The organism is Paracoccus tibetensis (genome assembly GCF_900102505.1).
GTDB classification, from domain to species: domain Bacteria; phylum Pseudomonadota; class Alphaproteobacteria; order Rhodobacterales; family Rhodobacteraceae; genus Paracoccus; species Paracoccus tibetensis.
Genome location: NZ_FMVT01000011.1, coordinates 36,399 through 52,215 on the forward strand (window position 1 = coordinate 36,399; position 15,817 = coordinate 52,215).

Annotated in this window: 15 protein-coding genes and 1 tRNA gene; 12 read left to right on the top strand and 4 right to left on the bottom strand. The window is 69.2% G+C overall.

The genetic code is table 11. The annotated features are described in order from the left end of the window. Position 1 precedes the first annotated feature (1 nt). A complete protein-coding gene (locus BLP73_RS14820; RefSeq protein ID WP_090746343.1) occupies positions 2 to 2,683 on the top strand; it encodes a sensor histidine kinase in 2,682 nt (893 codons plus the stop codon). Continuing rightward, positions 2,680 to 3,372, top strand: a complete 693-nt coding sequence (locus BLP73_RS14825) for a response regulator (protein ID WP_090746346.1) — start codon at positions 2,680 to 2,682, stop codon at positions 3,370 to 3,372. The genes BLP73_RS14820 and BLP73_RS14825 overlap by 4 nt, the downstream gene beginning before the upstream one ends. Before the next feature lie 86 nt (positions 3,373 to 3,458). On the opposite strand, the gene BLP73_RS14830 is transcribed toward BLP73_RS14825, so the two are convergent. Next, positions 3,459 to 3,535, bottom strand: a tRNA-Arg gene (locus BLP73_RS14830). 95 nt (positions 3,536 to 3,630) lie between these two features. After that, the gene (locus tag BLP73_RS14835; RefSeq protein ID WP_090746350.1) at positions 3,631 to 5,052 is read right to left on the bottom strand and encodes a sensor histidine kinase; all 1,422 of its coding nucleotides are present in this window, start codon (positions 5,050 to 5,052) and stop codon (positions 3,631 to 3,633) included. Between the two features lie 272 nt (positions 5,053 to 5,324). Here BLP73_RS14835 and rpmH point away from each other — a divergent pair, with 272 nt between their 5' ends. The 10 genes from rpmH (at position 5,325) to BLP73_RS14885 (ending at position 13,492) form a co-directional block, all read left to right on the top strand. Beyond that, positions 5,325 to 5,459: a 50S ribosomal protein L34 gene (gene rpmH / locus BLP73_RS14840; protein ID WP_042247969.1), complete on the top strand. Its 135-nt coding sequence runs from the start codon at positions 5,325 to 5,327 to the stop codon at positions 5,457 to 5,459. A gap of 76 nt (positions 5,460 to 5,535) precedes the next feature. Then, a complete protein-coding gene (rnpA, locus tag BLP73_RS14845) occupies positions 5,536 to 5,916 on the top strand; it encodes a ribonuclease P protein component (RefSeq protein ID WP_090746353.1) in 381 nt (126 codons plus the stop codon). Beyond that, complete coding sequence (gene yidD / locus BLP73_RS14850; protein ID WP_090746355.1) at positions 5,913 to 6,179, top strand: membrane protein insertion efficiency factor YidD; 267 nt, start codon at positions 5,913 to 5,915, stop codon at positions 6,177 to 6,179. Before rnpA ends, yidD begins: the two co-directional genes overlap by 4 nt. Further along, positions 6,163 to 7,050 (top strand): tRNA 2-thiocytidine(32) synthetase TtcA, encoded by an 888-nt coding sequence (ttcA, locus tag BLP73_RS14855; RefSeq protein WP_090746358.1) that lies wholly within the window; start codon positions 6,163 to 6,165, stop codon positions 7,048 to 7,050. The genes yidD and ttcA overlap by 17 nt, the downstream gene beginning before the upstream one ends. Before the next feature lie 59 nt (positions 7,051 to 7,109). Next, the gene (locus tag BLP73_RS14860; RefSeq protein ID WP_175453380.1) at positions 7,110 to 8,426 is read left to right on the top strand and encodes a GGDEF domain-containing phosphodiesterase; all 1,317 of its coding nucleotides are present in this window, start codon (positions 7,110 to 7,112) and stop codon (positions 8,424 to 8,426) included. Between the two features lie 190 nt (positions 8,427 to 8,616). Beyond that, complete coding sequence (yidC, locus tag BLP73_RS14865; RefSeq protein WP_090746363.1) at positions 8,617 to 10,500, top strand: membrane protein insertase YidC; 1,884 nt, start codon at positions 8,617 to 8,619, stop codon at positions 10,498 to 10,500. Next, the gene (locus tag BLP73_RS14870) at positions 10,497 to 11,258 is read left to right on the top strand and encodes an MOSC domain-containing protein (RefSeq protein WP_090746366.1); all 762 of its coding nucleotides are present in this window, start codon (positions 10,497 to 10,499) and stop codon (positions 11,256 to 11,258) included. Before yidC ends, BLP73_RS14870 begins: the two co-directional genes overlap by 4 nt. Further along, positions 11,255 to 11,905 carry a ribosome biogenesis GTP-binding protein YihA/YsxC gene (gene yihA, locus BLP73_RS14875; protein ID WP_090746369.1) on the top strand — a complete coding sequence of 217 codons (651 nt, stop codon included), beginning with the start codon at positions 11,255 to 11,257 and terminating at the stop codon, positions 11,903 to 11,905. The genes BLP73_RS14870 and yihA overlap by 4 nt, the downstream gene beginning before the upstream one ends. Before the next feature lie 60 nt (positions 11,906 to 11,965). Further along, on the top strand, positions 11,966 to 12,865 hold the full coding sequence (argB, locus tag BLP73_RS14880) for an acetylglutamate kinase (RefSeq protein ID WP_090746372.1): 900 nt from the start codon (positions 11,966 to 11,968) through the stop codon (positions 12,863 to 12,865). Positions 12,866 to 12,973: 108 nt separating this feature from the next. Next, positions 12,974 to 13,492, top strand: coding sequence for a SixA phosphatase family protein (locus BLP73_RS14885; protein ID WP_090746374.1), 519 nt, complete (start codon positions 12,974 to 12,976; stop codon positions 13,490 to 13,492). Positions 13,493 to 13,567: 75 nt separating this feature from the next. On the opposite strand, the gene BLP73_RS14890 is transcribed toward BLP73_RS14885, so the two are convergent. After that, positions 13,568 to 14,353: an amino acid ABC transporter ATP-binding protein gene (locus BLP73_RS14890; protein WP_090746377.1), complete on the bottom strand. Its 786-nt coding sequence runs from the start codon at positions 14,351 to 14,353 to the stop codon at positions 13,568 to 13,570. Between the two features lie 9 nt (positions 14,354 to 14,362). After that, a complete protein-coding gene (locus BLP73_RS14895) occupies positions 14,363 to 15,817 on the bottom strand; it encodes an amino acid ABC transporter permease (protein WP_090746380.1) in 1,455 nt (484 codons plus the stop codon).

Here is a 15,817-nt window from a genome sequence, read left to right on the forward strand (position 1 = left end):
CATGATCGCGACCGACCTGCGGCCCGAACCCGAGGCCCTGCTGGCAGAGGCCGGGCGCGAGGGGCGCGGGCGGCTGAAGATCTTTCTGGGCGCCGCGCCCGGCGTCGGCAAGACCTATGCCATGCTCGAGGCCGCCCGCCGCCGCGCGGCCGAGGGTGTGGACGTGGTGGCCGCCGTCGTCGAGACCCATGGCCGCGCCGAGACCGAGGCGCTGCTGCAGGGCCTCGAGCTGCTGCCGAAGCGCGCGCAGTTCTACCGCGACCGCATCCTGCACGAGATGGATCTGGATGCCCTGCTGGAACGGCGTCCGGCGCTGGCGCTGATCGACGAGCTGGCGCATTCCAACATCCCCGGCAGCCGCCATGAGAAGCGCTGGCAGGATGTCGAGGAGGTGCTGGCCGCCGGCATCGACGTGCTGACCACGCTGAACGTGCAGCACCTGGAAACGCTGAACGACCGCGTCGCCCGCATCTCGGGCGTGCGCGTGCGCGAAACCGTGCCCGACGCGGTGCTGGAGCGCGCCGACGAGGTCGAGCTGATCGACCTGCCGACCGAGGAGCTGATCGAGCGGCTGCGCGCCGGCAAGGTCTATGTGCAGGACCAGATCGCGCGGGCGGTGCAGAACTTCTTCTCCAAGGGCAACCTGACCGCGCTGCGCGAGATGGCAATGCGCGCCGCCGCCGACCGGGTGGACGCGCAGCTGCAGGAACACATGCGCGCCAACGCCATCGGCGGCCCCTGGCCCGCGCAGGAGCGGATCCTGGTCGCGCTGACCGAAAGCCCGGTCGCGCGCACGCTGGTCCGCACCGCCAAGCGCATGGCCGACCGGGCGCGGGTCGAATGGGTGGCCGTCACCGTGGCACCGGCCGATGCCGAGGCGGTGTCGGACGCGGACCGCGATGCCGTCGCGCAGGCGCTGCGCCTGGCCGAACGCCTCGGCGCCGAGGTGGCGACGCTGCAGGCGGCCGGTCCCGTCGCGGCCGAGATCCTGGACTATGCGCGCCGCCGCAATGTCAGCCGCATCCTTCTGGGGCGCGCGCGGCCCCGCCCGTGGTGGCGGCGGTTCTGGCGCGAGGACGTCGCCCGCGCCGTGGCCGAGGACGGGCGCGACTTCGAGGTGACGGTCGTCTCCGAGCCGCAGCGCGAGGCGGCCCCGCCGCCGCCGCGCCGCTGGCCGCGAGAGCGCGACCCCCGCGCCTATGGCAAGGCGACGTTGACCGTGGCTGCGACCGGGCTGATCGCCTTCGCGGCGGACTGGGTCTTCCCGGTCCCCTCGCTGGCGCTGATCTTCATGACCGGGGTGATCGGCGTCGCGGTGCGGCAGGGGCTCTGGCCCTCGCTCTACGCCTCCTGCCTCAGCTTCCTGACCTACAACTTCTTCTTCACCCACCCGCGCAGCACCTTCTTCGTGATCCAGCAGGACCACATCCTGACGCTGGTCCTGTTCCTCATCGCGTCGATGCTGACCGGCAACCTGGCGGCGCGGCTGCGCGAGCGGGCGCTGGCGCAGCGCGAGATCGCGCTGCGGACGAACCTGCTCTACGACTTCGCGCGCCAGGTGGCCGGCGCCACCTCATCGGCCGAGGTGCTGCGCGCGGCCGCCAGCCATGTCCGCGCCGCGCTGAGCTGCGAGACGGTGCTGCTGCGCCCGGGCCCCGCCGGACGGCCGGCCATCGAGGCCGCCGAGCCGCCGCGCGACGTGCTGGACCTGCGGGACGCCTCGGCCGCCGACTACGCCTGGCGCCGGGGCGAAGAAGCCGGGCGCGGCTCGGGGACGCTGCCGGCCAGCGCCTGGCTGTTCCTGCCTGTGGGGCGGGGCGACCGGCGGCTGGCCGTGCTGGGCGTCGCCTTCCCCGACGGCCGCCCCCTCGCCCCCGCCGACCGCCGCCTTCTGGACGCGATGACCGACCAGCTGGGCGTCGCGCTGGAGCGGATCGAGCTGCAGGGCGATCTGGAACAGGCGCTCGTCGCCTCCGAGGCCGAGCGGCTGCGCGCCGCGCTGCTCTCCTCGGTCAGCCACGATCTGCGCACACCGCTCGTCTCGATCATCGGCGCCGCCTCCACGCTGGCCGATCCCGCGCTGGTCCTGCCCGCGGACTCCCGCGCCGCCATGGCCGAGACGATCCGCGACGAGGGCGAGCGGCTGGACCGCTACATCCAGAACCTTCTCGACATGACGCGGCTCGGCCACGGCGCGCTGGTGCCCAAGCGCCTTGCCGTGGACCTGCGCGAGATCGCCGGCAGCGCCCGCCACCGCCTGCGCGGCGCGCTGCGGGGCCACCAGGTCTCGGTCGAGGTGCCCGAGGGCCTGCCGCCGGTGCTGGCCGATCCGCTGCTGATCGAGCAGGTGGTGATGAACCTTCTGGACAATGCCGCAAAATACGCGCCCGAGGGCAGCGCGATCACCGTCTCGGGCGGCATTAGGGGCATCGAGGCGGAACTGGCCGTCAGCGACACCGGCCCCGGCATCCCGCCCGAGGCGCGCGCCCGCGTCTTCGACATGTTCTACCGCGTGGGCGAGGGCGACGGGCAACGTGCCGGCACCGGGCTCGGCCTTGCCATCGCCCGCGGGATCGTCGAAGCCCATGGCGGGCGCATCGCGGCCCTTCCCGCGCAGGCCGATGGCAGCGGCACCCGCATTGCGCTGACCCTGCCGCTGGCCAATCCGGAAGCCCCCGCATGACGACCTCGCCCGCCCGCATCCTCGTCATCGACGACGAGACCCCGATCCGCCGCTTCCTGCGCATCGCGCTGGAGGCCGAGGGCCATCATGTGACCGAGGCCGCCACCGGCCGCGACGGCATCAAGGCCGCCGCGCTGACGACGCCAGAGGCGGTGATCCTGGACCTCGGCCTGCCGGATCTCGACGGCCGCGAGGTGCTGGCGCGCCTGCGGGACTGGAGCCGGGTGCCGGTCCTGGTCCTGTCGGTCCGCGCCGACGAGGCCGAGAAGGTCGCCCTGCTGGACGCCGGCGCGCAGGACTATGTCACCAAGCCCTTCGCCATCGGCGAGCTGCTGGCGCGCCTGCGGGGCCTTCTGCGCGACCGCGGCACGGGCGCGCAGCACGGCGCCGTCCTGGAAATCGCGGACCTGACGATCGACGCCGCCGCCCGCACCGTCGGCAAGAACGGCGCGCCGATCCACCTGACCCGCAAGGAGTTCGACCTGCTGTGGCTGCTGGCCTCGAATGCGGGCCGGCTGGTGACGCAGGGCGCGGCGCTGGAGCATGTCTGGGGCCCGGCGCATCGCGAGGACAGCCAGTACCTGCGCGTCTTCATCCGCCAGCTGCGCGCCAAGATCGGGGACGACGCGGGCGACCCGCGCTACATTTTCACCGAGGCCGGCGTGGGCTACCGCTTCGCGGACGCGTGACGACGCGCGCTGACGCAGCCTGTCGAAGGGCGGGGATACCGGGGAGAGGGCTTCCTGCTTGCGCTTGCGGCGGCCGAGGAAGTCAATGGCGGACCCGGAGCGATTCGAACGCCCGACCCCCAGATTCGTAGTCTGGTGCTCTATCCAGCTGAGCTACGGGTCCGTCTTGAGGCGGTGATCTACCGATGCCTTCGGGGGAGCGCAAGGGCGAAAACGAAGTTTCTTCCCGCGGTCGTCGCAGGTGCGTTTCAGCGGGCCTCAGCGGGCCGCGGTGACGTGGCGCTGCGGCAGGATCGCCATCGCGCGCGGGATCAGGATGCAGAACTGGCTGCCCTCGCCATCGCTGCGCAGCAGCTCCAGCCGGCCGCCATGGCCGCGCACCAGATCGGCCGCGATGGTCAGGCCGAGGCCGGTGCCGCCCTTCCGCGCGCTGCCGGTGAAGGGCTGGAACAGGTACTCGCGCGCCTTGTCGGGCAGGCCCGGCCCGGTGTCGCCGACCCGGATCCACCAGTCGGTGTCGCTTTCGCCGGCGCCGATCTCGATCGTGCCGGACTGGCGGGTGCCCTCGATCGCCTGGCGCGCGTTGCGCACGAGATTGGCCAGAACGCGGTAGAGCTGGTCGCGGTCGGCGCGGATCGTCAGGCTGGGCGGGATGTCGGTGAGGAAGTCGACCTGGCCCGCGGCCTCGCCCGCAAGGCTCTCGGCCTCGACCACCTCGGCGGCCAGCTGCGCCAGGTTGAAGCGGGACAGGGTCGGCGATGGCTCCTCGGCCTTGCCGAAGGCCAGCGTCGTCTCGCAGAGATTGACGGCGCGGGTGATCGAGTTGACCAGCTTCGGCGCGGCCCGGCGTACCTTGGGATCGGCGCTGTCCTCCAGCCGGTCCGCGAAGATCTGCGCCGTTGTCAGGATGTTGCGCAGATCGTGGCTGATCTTGGCGACCGCCTGCCCCAGCTGCGCCATCCGTTCCTTCTGCTTCAGTGACGAGGTGACGGTCTTCTGCATCGCCTCCAGCGCCGTCTCGGCCTCGCGCAGCTCGGCCAGGTGGGCGTCGGGAATGATGATGTGGCGCGCATCCTCGGGCGCGCTGGCATAGGCGGACATGTGGCTGATCACCCGCCGGATCGGCGCCAGGATCAGCCGCTGCGCCGCCAGAAACAGCAGCACCGCCGTCAGGATCGAGAAGGCCGCCGACAGGGCCAGCAGCCGCAGCCCGTAGTCGATCATCGCCTCACGCAGCGGGGCGGTCTCCATCGTGATCTCGATGAGCTGGCCGGCCTGGTTGACCGGTGCGCCGATCACGCGGATCACCTCGTTCTGGGGGCGGAAGAGCGTCGCCAGCGCGTCGTCGATCGTCTGCAGGATCCCCTCGGAGCGCAGATCGTAGGTCGCCGCGATGGGACCGGGTATCGGCGAAGACAGCACCAGCTGCCGGATGTCGTCCCGCCGCAGCACGACGTTGAAGACGCCGGCGTTCTGCAGCAGCTCGGATTCGAGGTCCGCGGCAAGCGAGTCGTCCGTCGCCAGCAGCGCGAGCGAGGCGATCTGCGCCCGCTCCAGCCGCGATTCGAGATGATCCAGACGGAAGCTCGCCAGCGAGGGCAGCAGGATGAACAGCTCTGCAAGAATGACGAACATGATCGTCAACGCAGCGAATCGGCCAGAGATCGTGTTCAGTCGCATGTGATCCGGGTTATGAAGACGGCCTGTCGCCTTGTCAGCCGCTTGCAGACGGCGCTACCGATCAAACGAATGTGATCGAATGCGGGTTCCCAAGACGGAACATTGCATCCTTGCGGCAAAAAGGTCAAATCCCGTGATCTAGCGGTTGACGCGGAAGCCCGTTCGCCCTATCTGGCGGGCTTCGAACAACCGGCGCGTCTGCGCAGGGCAACGGCCTGTCAGCTGCGCCCGGCATCCCGCGTCAACCGCAAGCATCGACCCGGAGACTGACCATGAAGCGCACCTTCCAACCTTCGAACCTCGTTCGTGCGCGCCGGCACGGCTTCCGCGCCCGCATGGCCACCAAGGGCGGCCGTCTGGTGCTGAACCGCCGTCGCGCCAAGGGCCGCAAGCGTCTTTCGGCGTAAGCTGCCGCACCGCACGGGCAGCCTCCTGCCCGGAAAAGGCTCCGACATGCCGCCTGTGCCTCATCCTTCCGCTGATATGCAGCCCGGGGGTGACGGCGCGGCGGCATGTGGCGTTTCAGGGGCGCGAATGCCCGAGGTCCTGCGCAAGCGCGCGGATTTCCTCTCCGCCGCGCGCGCTCGGCGCCAGGGAATGCCGGGCTTCCTGCTCCAGGCCCGCGACCGGGGCGACGACAAACCCTTCCGTATCGGCTTCACCTGCTCGAAGAAGCTGGGAAACGCCGTGGCCCGCAACCGCGCCAAGCGCCGCCTGCGCGAGATCGCGCGGCTGGTGGCACCTGGCCTTGCGCGGCCGGGCTGGGATTACGTCCTCGTCGGGCGTCCGACCGCCACGATCGCGCTTCCCTTCGCGGATCTCCGCGCTGACCTGGAGCGCGCGCTGCGCAAGGTCCACGGATGAGCCCGCTGGCGCGCATCCTCGCCCTGCCCGTGCGCGGATACCGCCTGGTCGCCTCGCCTTGGGTCGGGCATGGCTGCCGCTTCCAGCCCACCTGCTCGGCCTACGCGCTTGATGCCCTGGCCCGGCATGGCGGGCTCCGGGGCGGCTGGCTGACGCTGCGCCGGATCGGCCGCTGCCATCCCTGGGGCGGGTTCGGCTACGATCCCGTGCCGGGCGCCGATCCCGAACATGACAAGGAGCACCGCGATGCTGGACGACGTTGACGAGACCGAGATCCACCCGCTCTTCGCCGGCGCCCCGGATTCGCTGGAGTTCCGCAAGCTGCGCAAGCGCCTCGTGCGCGAGACGCGCGCGGCGATCGAGGATTTCGGCATGGTGCGACCGGGCGATCGCTGGCTGGTCTGCCTGTCGGGCGGCAAGGACAGCTACGCCCTGCTGGCGATCCTGCACGAGCTGCAATGGCGCGGCCTGCTTCCGGTCGACCTGCTGGCCTGCAACCTCGACCAGGGCCAGCCCGGCTTTCCGGCGACCGTCCTGCCCGACTTCCTGAAGGCCCGTGGCGTGCCGCACCGGATCGAGTATCAGGACACCTATTCCATCGTGAAGGAGAAGGTGCCGGCCGGCCGCACCTATTGCGCGCTCTGCTCGCGCCTGCGCCGCGGCAATCTCTACCGCATCGCGCGCGAGGAAGGCTGCGCCGCGGTGGTGCTGGGCCATCACCGCGACGACATCCTCGAGACGTTCTTCATGAACCTGTTCCACGGCGGCCGGCTGGCCACGATGCCGCCGAAGCTGCTGAACGAGGATGGCGATCTGACCGTCCTGCGCCCGCTCGCTTATGTGGCCGAGGCCGATTGCGAGCGCTTCTCGCGCGCGATGGGCTACCCGATCATCCCGTGCGATCTCTGCGGCAGCCAGGAGGGGCTGCAGCGAGTCCAGGTCAAGCGGCTGCTGGACGAGTGGGAATCGCGCAGCCCCGGCCGGCGGCAGGTGATGTTCCGCGCGCTGATGAACGTGCGCCCGTCGCATCTTCTGGACGCAAAACTCTTCGACTTTGAATCTCTTTTTCCGCAAGCCATTGATCCGGCGGCGGATGATGTCCCCCTGCTTCGGCAACGCGGCGGTGAACTTTAATCGAACGGCAATGATTACGGGCTAAAGATGCTGCGATGATGTCCGCTGAAGGGCTCCGCATGTTCAAGCAAGTCTCCAGTCTCCTGTCGCCCTTCAGGTCGCTCCTCCAGCGGCCGGAACCCGCAAGTCCCGCCTCGCGCAGCCTGTTGCTGTTCCGGCTAGAAAACAGCTCGTTCCTGTCCGAACTTCTGGGCAAGGCGGGCATGGGACACCTGCTGGTGCGCCTGTCGATGATCTTCAGCCGCGCCATCCGCCCCGAGGATCCGGTCCAGCTTGTCGCGCAGGGGCTCTTCGCGGTCGTTCTGACGGACCGCTCGGATCGTGAGGCGATGCTGGTCGCGCGGCGCCTGCAGCGCCAGGCACAGGTCCCGCTTCCCGTCTCCGGGCACGATGTCTGCCCGGTGGTGACGGGCATCCTCGTCCATGACGAGGGCCCGCGCCTGGCCGAACGCAGCGCGCTGATCCGCAATGCCCGGCGCCGCCTCGAAGCGCTGCAAAGCGAGGATCTGGGGCTTGTCCATCTCTTTGCCTTCGACGACGCGCTCGGGCAGACCAGTCAGGTCAGCACCGTGGGCGAGGCGGCGGAATGCGGGCAGCTGATCGCCCATTTCCAGCCGCAGATCTCCTGCCACTCGGGCGCCGTCACGGGCTTCGAGCTGCTGGCGCGCTGGAACCACCCGAGCCGCGGCACCCTCCTGCCGGGCGCCTTCCTGTCCGGCATGACCGAATCCGACCACAGCGCACTGACCCTGGCGATGCTGGATCAGGGCTTGCGCGCGCTGCAGGACTGGGACGCCGCCGGACTGGACGTGCCGACGATCTCGATCAACATCTCGAACTGCGAGCTGTCGGACCCCAATTTCGCCGCCTGCATCCTGTGGGAGCTGGATCGCCACGAGCTGCGCCCCCACCGGCTGACTATCGAGGTGCTGGAGAGCGTCGGCCCGATCACCAGCAACGCCGAGGCCCGGCGCAACCTGCGCCTCCTGGCCGAGGCGGGCTGCCGGATCGACCTTGACGACTTCGGGACCGGCTATGCCAGCCTCGATGCGATCCGCCAGTTCGGCGTCCACCGCATCAAGATCGACCGCAGCTTCGTCACCGCCTGCGACGTGGACGACAGCCAGCAACGGATGATCCTCGCGGTGCTGGCGCTGGCTGAACGTCTCGGCATCTCGGCCCTGGCCGAAGGCGTCGAGACACGCGAGGAGCTAGGCTTCCTCGCGCAGATGGGCTGCGACGAGGTGCAGGGCTACGCGATCGCACGGCCGATGCCCTTCGATGCCGCGACCGGCTTCCTGCGCCGCCGCGCCGCCGAGGCGACTGGCCGCGACTCGCTTGCGATCGACCGCCTTCTGCGCCGCGGCAGCGCCTGAGCCAAGGCACACTCGCGACGTCGTCCCTGGCCGAGCCAGGGCGCGTCCTGCCGCGGCGCCGCGGCGGTAAGCGTGCGCGTGCTGACCTTCATGCGCCTGCGTCAGGTCGCCCCTTCGGGCAAATTCGCTTGACCTTTACTGGCCCCTTCTGTTGAACCGGCGCGACTGACGCGATGACAGTGGTGACGCCATGGAAGACAACAACCGAAATCTGATCCTGGCGACGGTCCTGTCGTTCCTGGTGATCCTGGTCTGGTACACGGTCTTCGCGCCCGAGCCCGTCTCGGATCAACCATCCGGCCAGCCGCTGGCCGAGCAAAGCATCGGCGACCAGCCACTGGCGCCGGCAGCCGGCACCACCGCCGCGCCGGCCGACCTTGCCGGAGACGCGCCGACCGACCTGGCCGAGCCCGCCGGCCGCGTCGCCATCCGGTCCGAGGCGCTCGAGGGCTCGATCTCGCTGGTCGGCGGGCGGCTCGACGATCTCATGCTGACGCGCTACCGCGAGACGCTGGACCCCGGCGCTCCCGAGGTTCGGCTGCTCAGCCCCTCGTCCGCGACCGCCGACGACCGCATCAGCGTCAACCTGACCAAGCCCTATTACGCCGTCTACGGCTGGACCCCCGGCGCAGGCGTCGATCCCGCGCTGGTCCCCGGCCCCGCCACGGTGTGGGAGCTGGAATCCGGCGAGACCCTCTCGCCCGGCCACCCGGTGACGCTGGCCTGGGACAACGGCGCCGGCCAGATCTTCCGCCGGACCTTCCAACTGGACGAGAACTACCTCTTTTCGATCTCGCAGACCCTCGAGAACAACGGTGCCGCCGCCTTCGCCGCCGCGCCCTATGGCATCATCGCCCGCCACGGCCGCCCGGACACGCAGAACTTCTTCATCCTGCACGAGGGCGTCGTCGGGATGCATGACGGCAGCCTCGTCGAGATGAAGTACAACGCGGTCGCCGAGCTCGACGTGAACCCGCGCGAAGGCCGGGCCGAGATCTTCGAGGTGAACGGCAACGGCTGGATCGGCTTCACCGACAAGTACTGGATGACCACGCTCGCCCCGGCGCCGGGCCAGGCCTTCACCGCCGTGGTGAAATATGCCGAAGGCGCCGACATCTACCAGACCGAGGCGCGCTTCCCGATGCAGACCGTCGCGCCGGGCACGACCCTCAGCGCCGACAGCTACCTCTTCGCCGGCGCCAAGGTCTGGGAAGTCATCCGCGGCTACGAGGAAAACCCGGGCATCCAGCGCTTCGTCGACTCGATCGATTGGGGGTGGTTCTACTTCCTGACGAAGCCGATCTTCCGCCTGCTGCACTGGTTGCACGGCATCATCGGCAACATGGGCTGGGCCATCATCGCGCTGACCTTCGTCCTGAAGACGCTGGTCTTCCCGCTCGCGCGCAAGTCCTACATCTCGATGGCGAAGATGAAGGAACTGCAGCCGCAGATGGAGGAGATCAAGACCCGCACCGGCGACGACCGCATGAAGTTCCAGCGCGAGGTGATGGAGCTTTACAAGCGCGAGAAGGTGAACCCCGCCGCCGGCTGTCTTCCCATCCTGCTGCAGATCCCGATCTTCTTCTCGCTCTACAAGGTGATCTTCGTCACGATCGAGCTGCGGCACGCGCCGTGGTTCGGCTGGATTCAGGACCTTTCCGCCCCCGATCCGTCGAGCCTGCTGAACCTCTACGGCCTGCTGAACTTCGGCGTGCCGGCGCAGGGCACGCTGCTGCACTCGCTGACGCTGCCGGTCCTTGCGATCTTCCTGGGCGTCAGCATGTGGCTGCAGCAGAAGCTGAACCCGGCCCCCACCGATCCCACGCAGAAGATGATCTTCGCCTGGATGCCGTGGATCTTCATGTTCATGCTGGGCGGCTTCGCCTCGGGGCTGGTGCTCTACTGGATCACCAACAACGTGATCACGATCATCCAGCAATACACGATCATGTCCATGCACGGCGCGCGGCCCGATCTCTTCGGCAACATCCGTGCATCCATCCCGGCACGGGGCAAGGACGCGGCGAAGACCAAGTCTGCCAAGCCGGCGGCCACCAAGGACGCCGGAAAGTGAGCATCCGCCTGGCCCTGATCCGCCGTCACCCGGTCAAGTCGGTCGGCGGCGAGGGGCTGGAGCGGGTGCACCTGACCCCGGCGCGGCGGCTTCCGGGCGATCGCGAATGGGCCATCCTGACCGAGAGCGGCGAGCGGCTGGCCTTGGCCAGCCAGACGGAGGGTGCGCCCGACCGATGGCTTCCGAAGTCGGCCTTCCTGCGCGGCGTCCTCTCGCCGGCGGTGCAGGCCGTCGAGGGCGGCTGGCAGGACGGCCGCCTGACCCTGCGCCACCCTTCCCAAGGCAGCCTCAGCATCGATCCCGAGACCGAGGGCCAGCTGCTGATCGACTGGCTCCGCCCGCTCTGGCCGGCTGACGCCGCGCCGCCGACGCGGCTTGTCCGGGGCGCGGCGATCTGGACCGACCAGAAATGGCCGTGGATCTCGATCCTGTCGCTGGACAGCCTGCAAGATCTGGAGAACCGGCTCGGCCGGCCGCTCGGCACCCACCGCTGGCGCGCGAACCTGTGGATCGAGGGCGCGTCGCCCTTCGCCGAGCGCGACTGGATGGGCCGCGTCATCCGCATCGGCGCGGCCGAGCTGCGCGTGACGGACCATGTCGGCCGCTGCGACGCCACTTCGGCGGATACCAGCACCGGGACGCGCGACGGCGACATGGTCGCCGACCTCCGTCGCCTTTACGGGCACACGCAATTCGGGATCTTCGCCGAGGTGGTCACCGGCGCCGAGATCCGCATCCAAGACGAGGTGCTGCCATGAAGGTCGCCTTCCCCATCGCCGCCGAGCCCGAGGCCGATCTTGCCGAGGCCGCGCGGCTTCTGTTCGCCGGTCCCGTGGACTTCGTGAAGGGCGTCGTCGCGATGGACGGCCTGCCCCCCGCGGATCGCCCCGAGGTCTGCTTCGCCGGCCGCAGCAATGTGGGCAAGTCCAGCCTCATCAACGCGCTGACCGGTCGCAAGGGCATCGCCCGCGCCTCGAACACGCCCGGCCGCACGCAAGAGATCAACTACTTCGCCTTGGGCGAGCAGGCCTATCTGGTCGACCTTCCGGGCTACGGCTTTGCCAAGGCGCCGGTCGCGGTGGTCGCCAAGTGGCAGGCGCTGCTGAAGAACTACCTGGCGGGCCGGCCGACCCTGCGCCGCGCCTTCTGCCTGATCGACGCCCGGCACGGCGTGAAGGATGTCGACCACGAGATCATGAAGCTGCTCGACCGCTCGGCCGTGCCCTTCCAGGTCGTGCTGACCAAGACCGACAAGCTGGGGCCCAACGCGATCAAGCCGGTCATCGCGCAGGTCGAGGAGGCGCTGCAGAAGCACCCCGCCGCCTATCCCGAGCTAGTCGTGACCTCGTCCGAGAAGGGGCAGGGCATCGCCACGCTGCGCGCGATCATTGCCGGGCTGGACTGATCCCCGCCTGCGTCCTAGGGTCCGCCCCGCAGCAAGGGGCCAAGGATGAGAACGCAGAACATGAATCGTGACTGGATCGCCACCGCTCGCACCCTCTCGGAGGCGCTGCCCTATCTTCAGCGATATTCGGGCGCGGTCGTCGTCGTCAAGTTCGGCGGCAACGCGATGGGCGACGACGCGGCGATGGCCGAGTTCGCCCGCGACATCGTCCTGATGAAGCAGGTCGGCATGAACCCGGTCGTCTGCCACGGCGGCGGGCCGATGATCAACGACCTGCTGGGCAAGCTGGGCATCGAGAGCCGCTTCGTGCGTGGCAAGCGCGTGACGACCAAGGAGACCGTCGAGGTGGTCGAGATGGTCCTCTCGGGACTGGTCAACAAGCGCATCGTGCAGGCGATCAACGACGCGGGCGGGCGCGCGGTCGGCATCTCGGGCAAGGATGACGACATGATGGTCTGCGAGGCGGACGATCCCGAACTGGGCTTCGTCGGCCGCCCGGTCGAGATGAACGTCCAGATCATCCGCGACCTCTACAGCGCCGGCATGATCCCAGTCATCGCCCCCGTCGCCACGGGGATGGAGGACAACGAGACCTTCAACGTCAACGGCGACACGGCCGCGGGCGCCATCGCGGGCGCGCTTAAGGCGGACCGGCTGCTGCTGCTGACCGACGTGGCGGGCGTCAAGGACGCCTCGGGCGAGGTGGTCACGCAGCTTCATCCCGACCAAGTGCGCACGATGATCGCGGACGGCCAGATCGGCGGCGGCATGATCCCGAAGACCGAGACGGCGCTGATGGCGCTGGACGAGGGCGTGCGGGCGGTGGTGATCCTGGATGGCCGGGTGCCCCATGCCTGCCTTCTCGAGCTGTTCACCGAGCATGGCGCCGGCTCGCTGATCCGCTCGACCGAGCCGCGCGTCAAGCCGCACGGCCTGCGCCAGGGCGAGGCCGGGCTCTAGCCGGGCGCAGCGGCGGGCCGGCAGCCGGCCTGCCGATGGGCGCTTGCAGCCGCGTCGGCGGCTGTGGCAGGCTGCGTGTCAACGGGCATGGCAACAAGGCAGCACATCATGACTCCTCTCGGGCACCGCCGACTGATCCTGACGCGCCATGCCAAGTCGGCCTGGGACGACCCGACTCTCGACGATCACGACCGCCCGCTGAACGAGCGCGGGCGCCGCTCGGCCCGCGCCTTGGGCGACTGGATCGCCTCGCGCGGCTACGAGCCGGAAGAGGTGCTCTGCTCCTCCTCGACCCGCACCCGCGAGACCTGGGACCTGATCGCCGGCGCCCCGCTCGAGACGCGCCCGCCGGGCAGGATCGAGCCCGCTCTGTACCACGCCGGCCCGGACCGGATGCTGGCGGTGCTGAAGACGGCCACCATGCCGACGGTGATGATGATCGGCCACAATCCGGGCATTTCAGAATTCGCGGCGATGCTGCCCGCGCGGCCGCCGCTGGACCCTGACTTCCGCCGCTTCCCGACGGCCGCGACGCTGGTCGTCGACTTCCAGAGCGACAGCTGGGCCGATGTCGAGCCGGGCCAAGGCAGCTCGCTGGATTTCGTCCGCTTCGACGGACGCAGCTGAGCCGCCACGTCTTCTTCGCGCAGGGATCCAGGGACCAGCCGCAGGGCCGGGGGCGAGGCCCCCTGCCCTGCCCGGTCAGTGCCCCAGGATCTGGCTGAGAAACAGCTTCGTGCGCTCGGACCGCGGGTTGTTGAAGAACTCGCGCGGCGAGTTCTGCTCGACGATCTGGCCCTGGTCCATGAAGATCACCCGGTTCGCGACGGCCTGGGCGAAGCCCATCTCGTGCGTCACGCAGATCATGGTCATCCCCTCCTCGGCCAGCTGGATCATCGTGTCCAGCACCTCCTTGATCATCTCGGGATCGAGCGCGCTGGTCGGCTCGTCGAAGAGCATGATCTTCGGCTGCATGCAGAGCGACCGGGCGATCGCGACCCGCTGCTGCTGACCGCCCGACAGCTGCCCGGGATATTTCAGCGCCTGCTCGGGGATCTTCACCTTCTCGAGGAAGCGCATGGCCGTCGCCTCGGCCTGCTTCTTGGGGACCTTCCGCACCCAGATCGGCGCCAGCGTGCAGTTCTCCAGCACGGTCAGGTGCGGGAACAGGTTGAAGTGCTGGAACACCATCCCGACATCCGAGCGCACCTTGTCGATGTTCTTGATGTCGCTGGTCAGCTCGACCCCGTCGACCGAGATGTGGCCTGACTGGTGCTCCTCCAGCCGGTTGATGCAGCGGATCAGCGTGGACTTGCCCGACCCCGACGGGCCGGCGATCACGATCCGCTCGCCCCGGTGGACGGTCAGGTCGATGTCGCGCAGGACGTGGAAGCTGCCGAACCACTTGTTCATGCCGCGGATGTCGATGGCGACCTCGTCGCTGACCTTCATCTGGCTGCGGTCGATCTTCCGCTCGATGGTTTCCATGGCCCGGTCCTACCTGTGATCGCGCTGCAGCCGCCGCTCGAGATACATCGAGTATCGCGACATGCCGAAGCAGATGAGAAAGAAGATGGCGCCGACGAAGATGTACGGCTCCCAGTAGATGCCCTTCCAGTCGGTCGAGGCGCGCACCGCGTCCGACATCGACTTCAGCGGGTCGTAGAGCCCGACGAAGGTCACCAGCGTCGTGTCCTTGAACATGCCGATGAAGGTCGAGACGATCCCGGGGATCGAGATCTTCAGCGCCTGCGGCAGGATGATCAGCCGCTGCGCCTTCCAGTAGTCGAGACCGAGCGCGTCCGCGGCCTCGTACTGACCCTTGGGCAGGGCGGCGAGGCCGCCGCGGATCACCTCGGCCATGTAGGCGGCCGCGAAGATCGTCACCATGATGATGACGCGCAGGATGATGTCGAAGCTGGTGCCCGGCGGCAGGAAGTAGTTCAGCAGCAGCGACGCCACGAAGAGAAGCGTGATCAGCGGCACGCCGCGGATGAACTCGATGAAGATCACCGAGAGCGTCTTCACGAGGAACATGTCGGACTGCCGCGCCAGCGCCAGGATGATCCCGAGCGGCAGGGACAGCGCGATGCCGGCGACGCCGATGGTGACCGACAGAAGGAAGCCCCCGAACCGGTCCGAGCGGACGGTCTGGATCGACAGCGACAGCAGGCGCTCGGCATCCGCCGCCGCGTCCCCGGCATAGAGCAGCCAGAACAGCACCGTCACCAGGATTGCCGCGACGACGCCCAGCATCGGCGCGATGCGCGAGACCAGCGTCCAGGCGATCCAGCCGAGCAGCGGCCCGACCAGCACGAAGATCGGCCCCCAGAGCGAGCCGCCCCACAGGAACCACACGCCCAGCAGCGGATAGACGATCGAGAAGGGCAGCAGCCACAGCACGTGGCGCTCGGAGATCAGGAAGCCGCCGATCAGCACGGCCGCGGCGAAGGCCAGCCAGCCCGCCGGTGCGCCCAGCACGACCATCGCCCAGAGCGTCAGGACCGCGGTGATGGCCAGCACGGTCCGGCGGATGGTCCGCGAGGCGCTGAAGAGGACCGGCGCCAGCGCGACCATCAGCAGCCCGAAGGTCATGGTCGGCCGCCAGTAGAGATCCATCGGGTAGAAGCCGAACACATACTGGTTCCAGCGGTCGCGGATCACGGCCCAGCAGGCGCCGCGGGCACTCTCGCCCCAGGTCGCGGCGATGATCTGGCGGCACTCGGCCAGGCTGCCGGCATTCCAGACGGAATGGGCGAACCAGTCCCAGAAGGTCGCGATGAGGAACCAGACGATGGCGAAGCCGAGTAGCGTCAGGATCGTGTTGACCGGCCCCGAGAACAGGTTCTCGCGCAGCCACTTGATCGCCCCCGCCTCGCGCACGGGCGGCGTGGCCGCGGGCAGCATCGTGTCGCGCACGAAGGAGACGGTCTGGGCGTGGGTGTCGCTCAT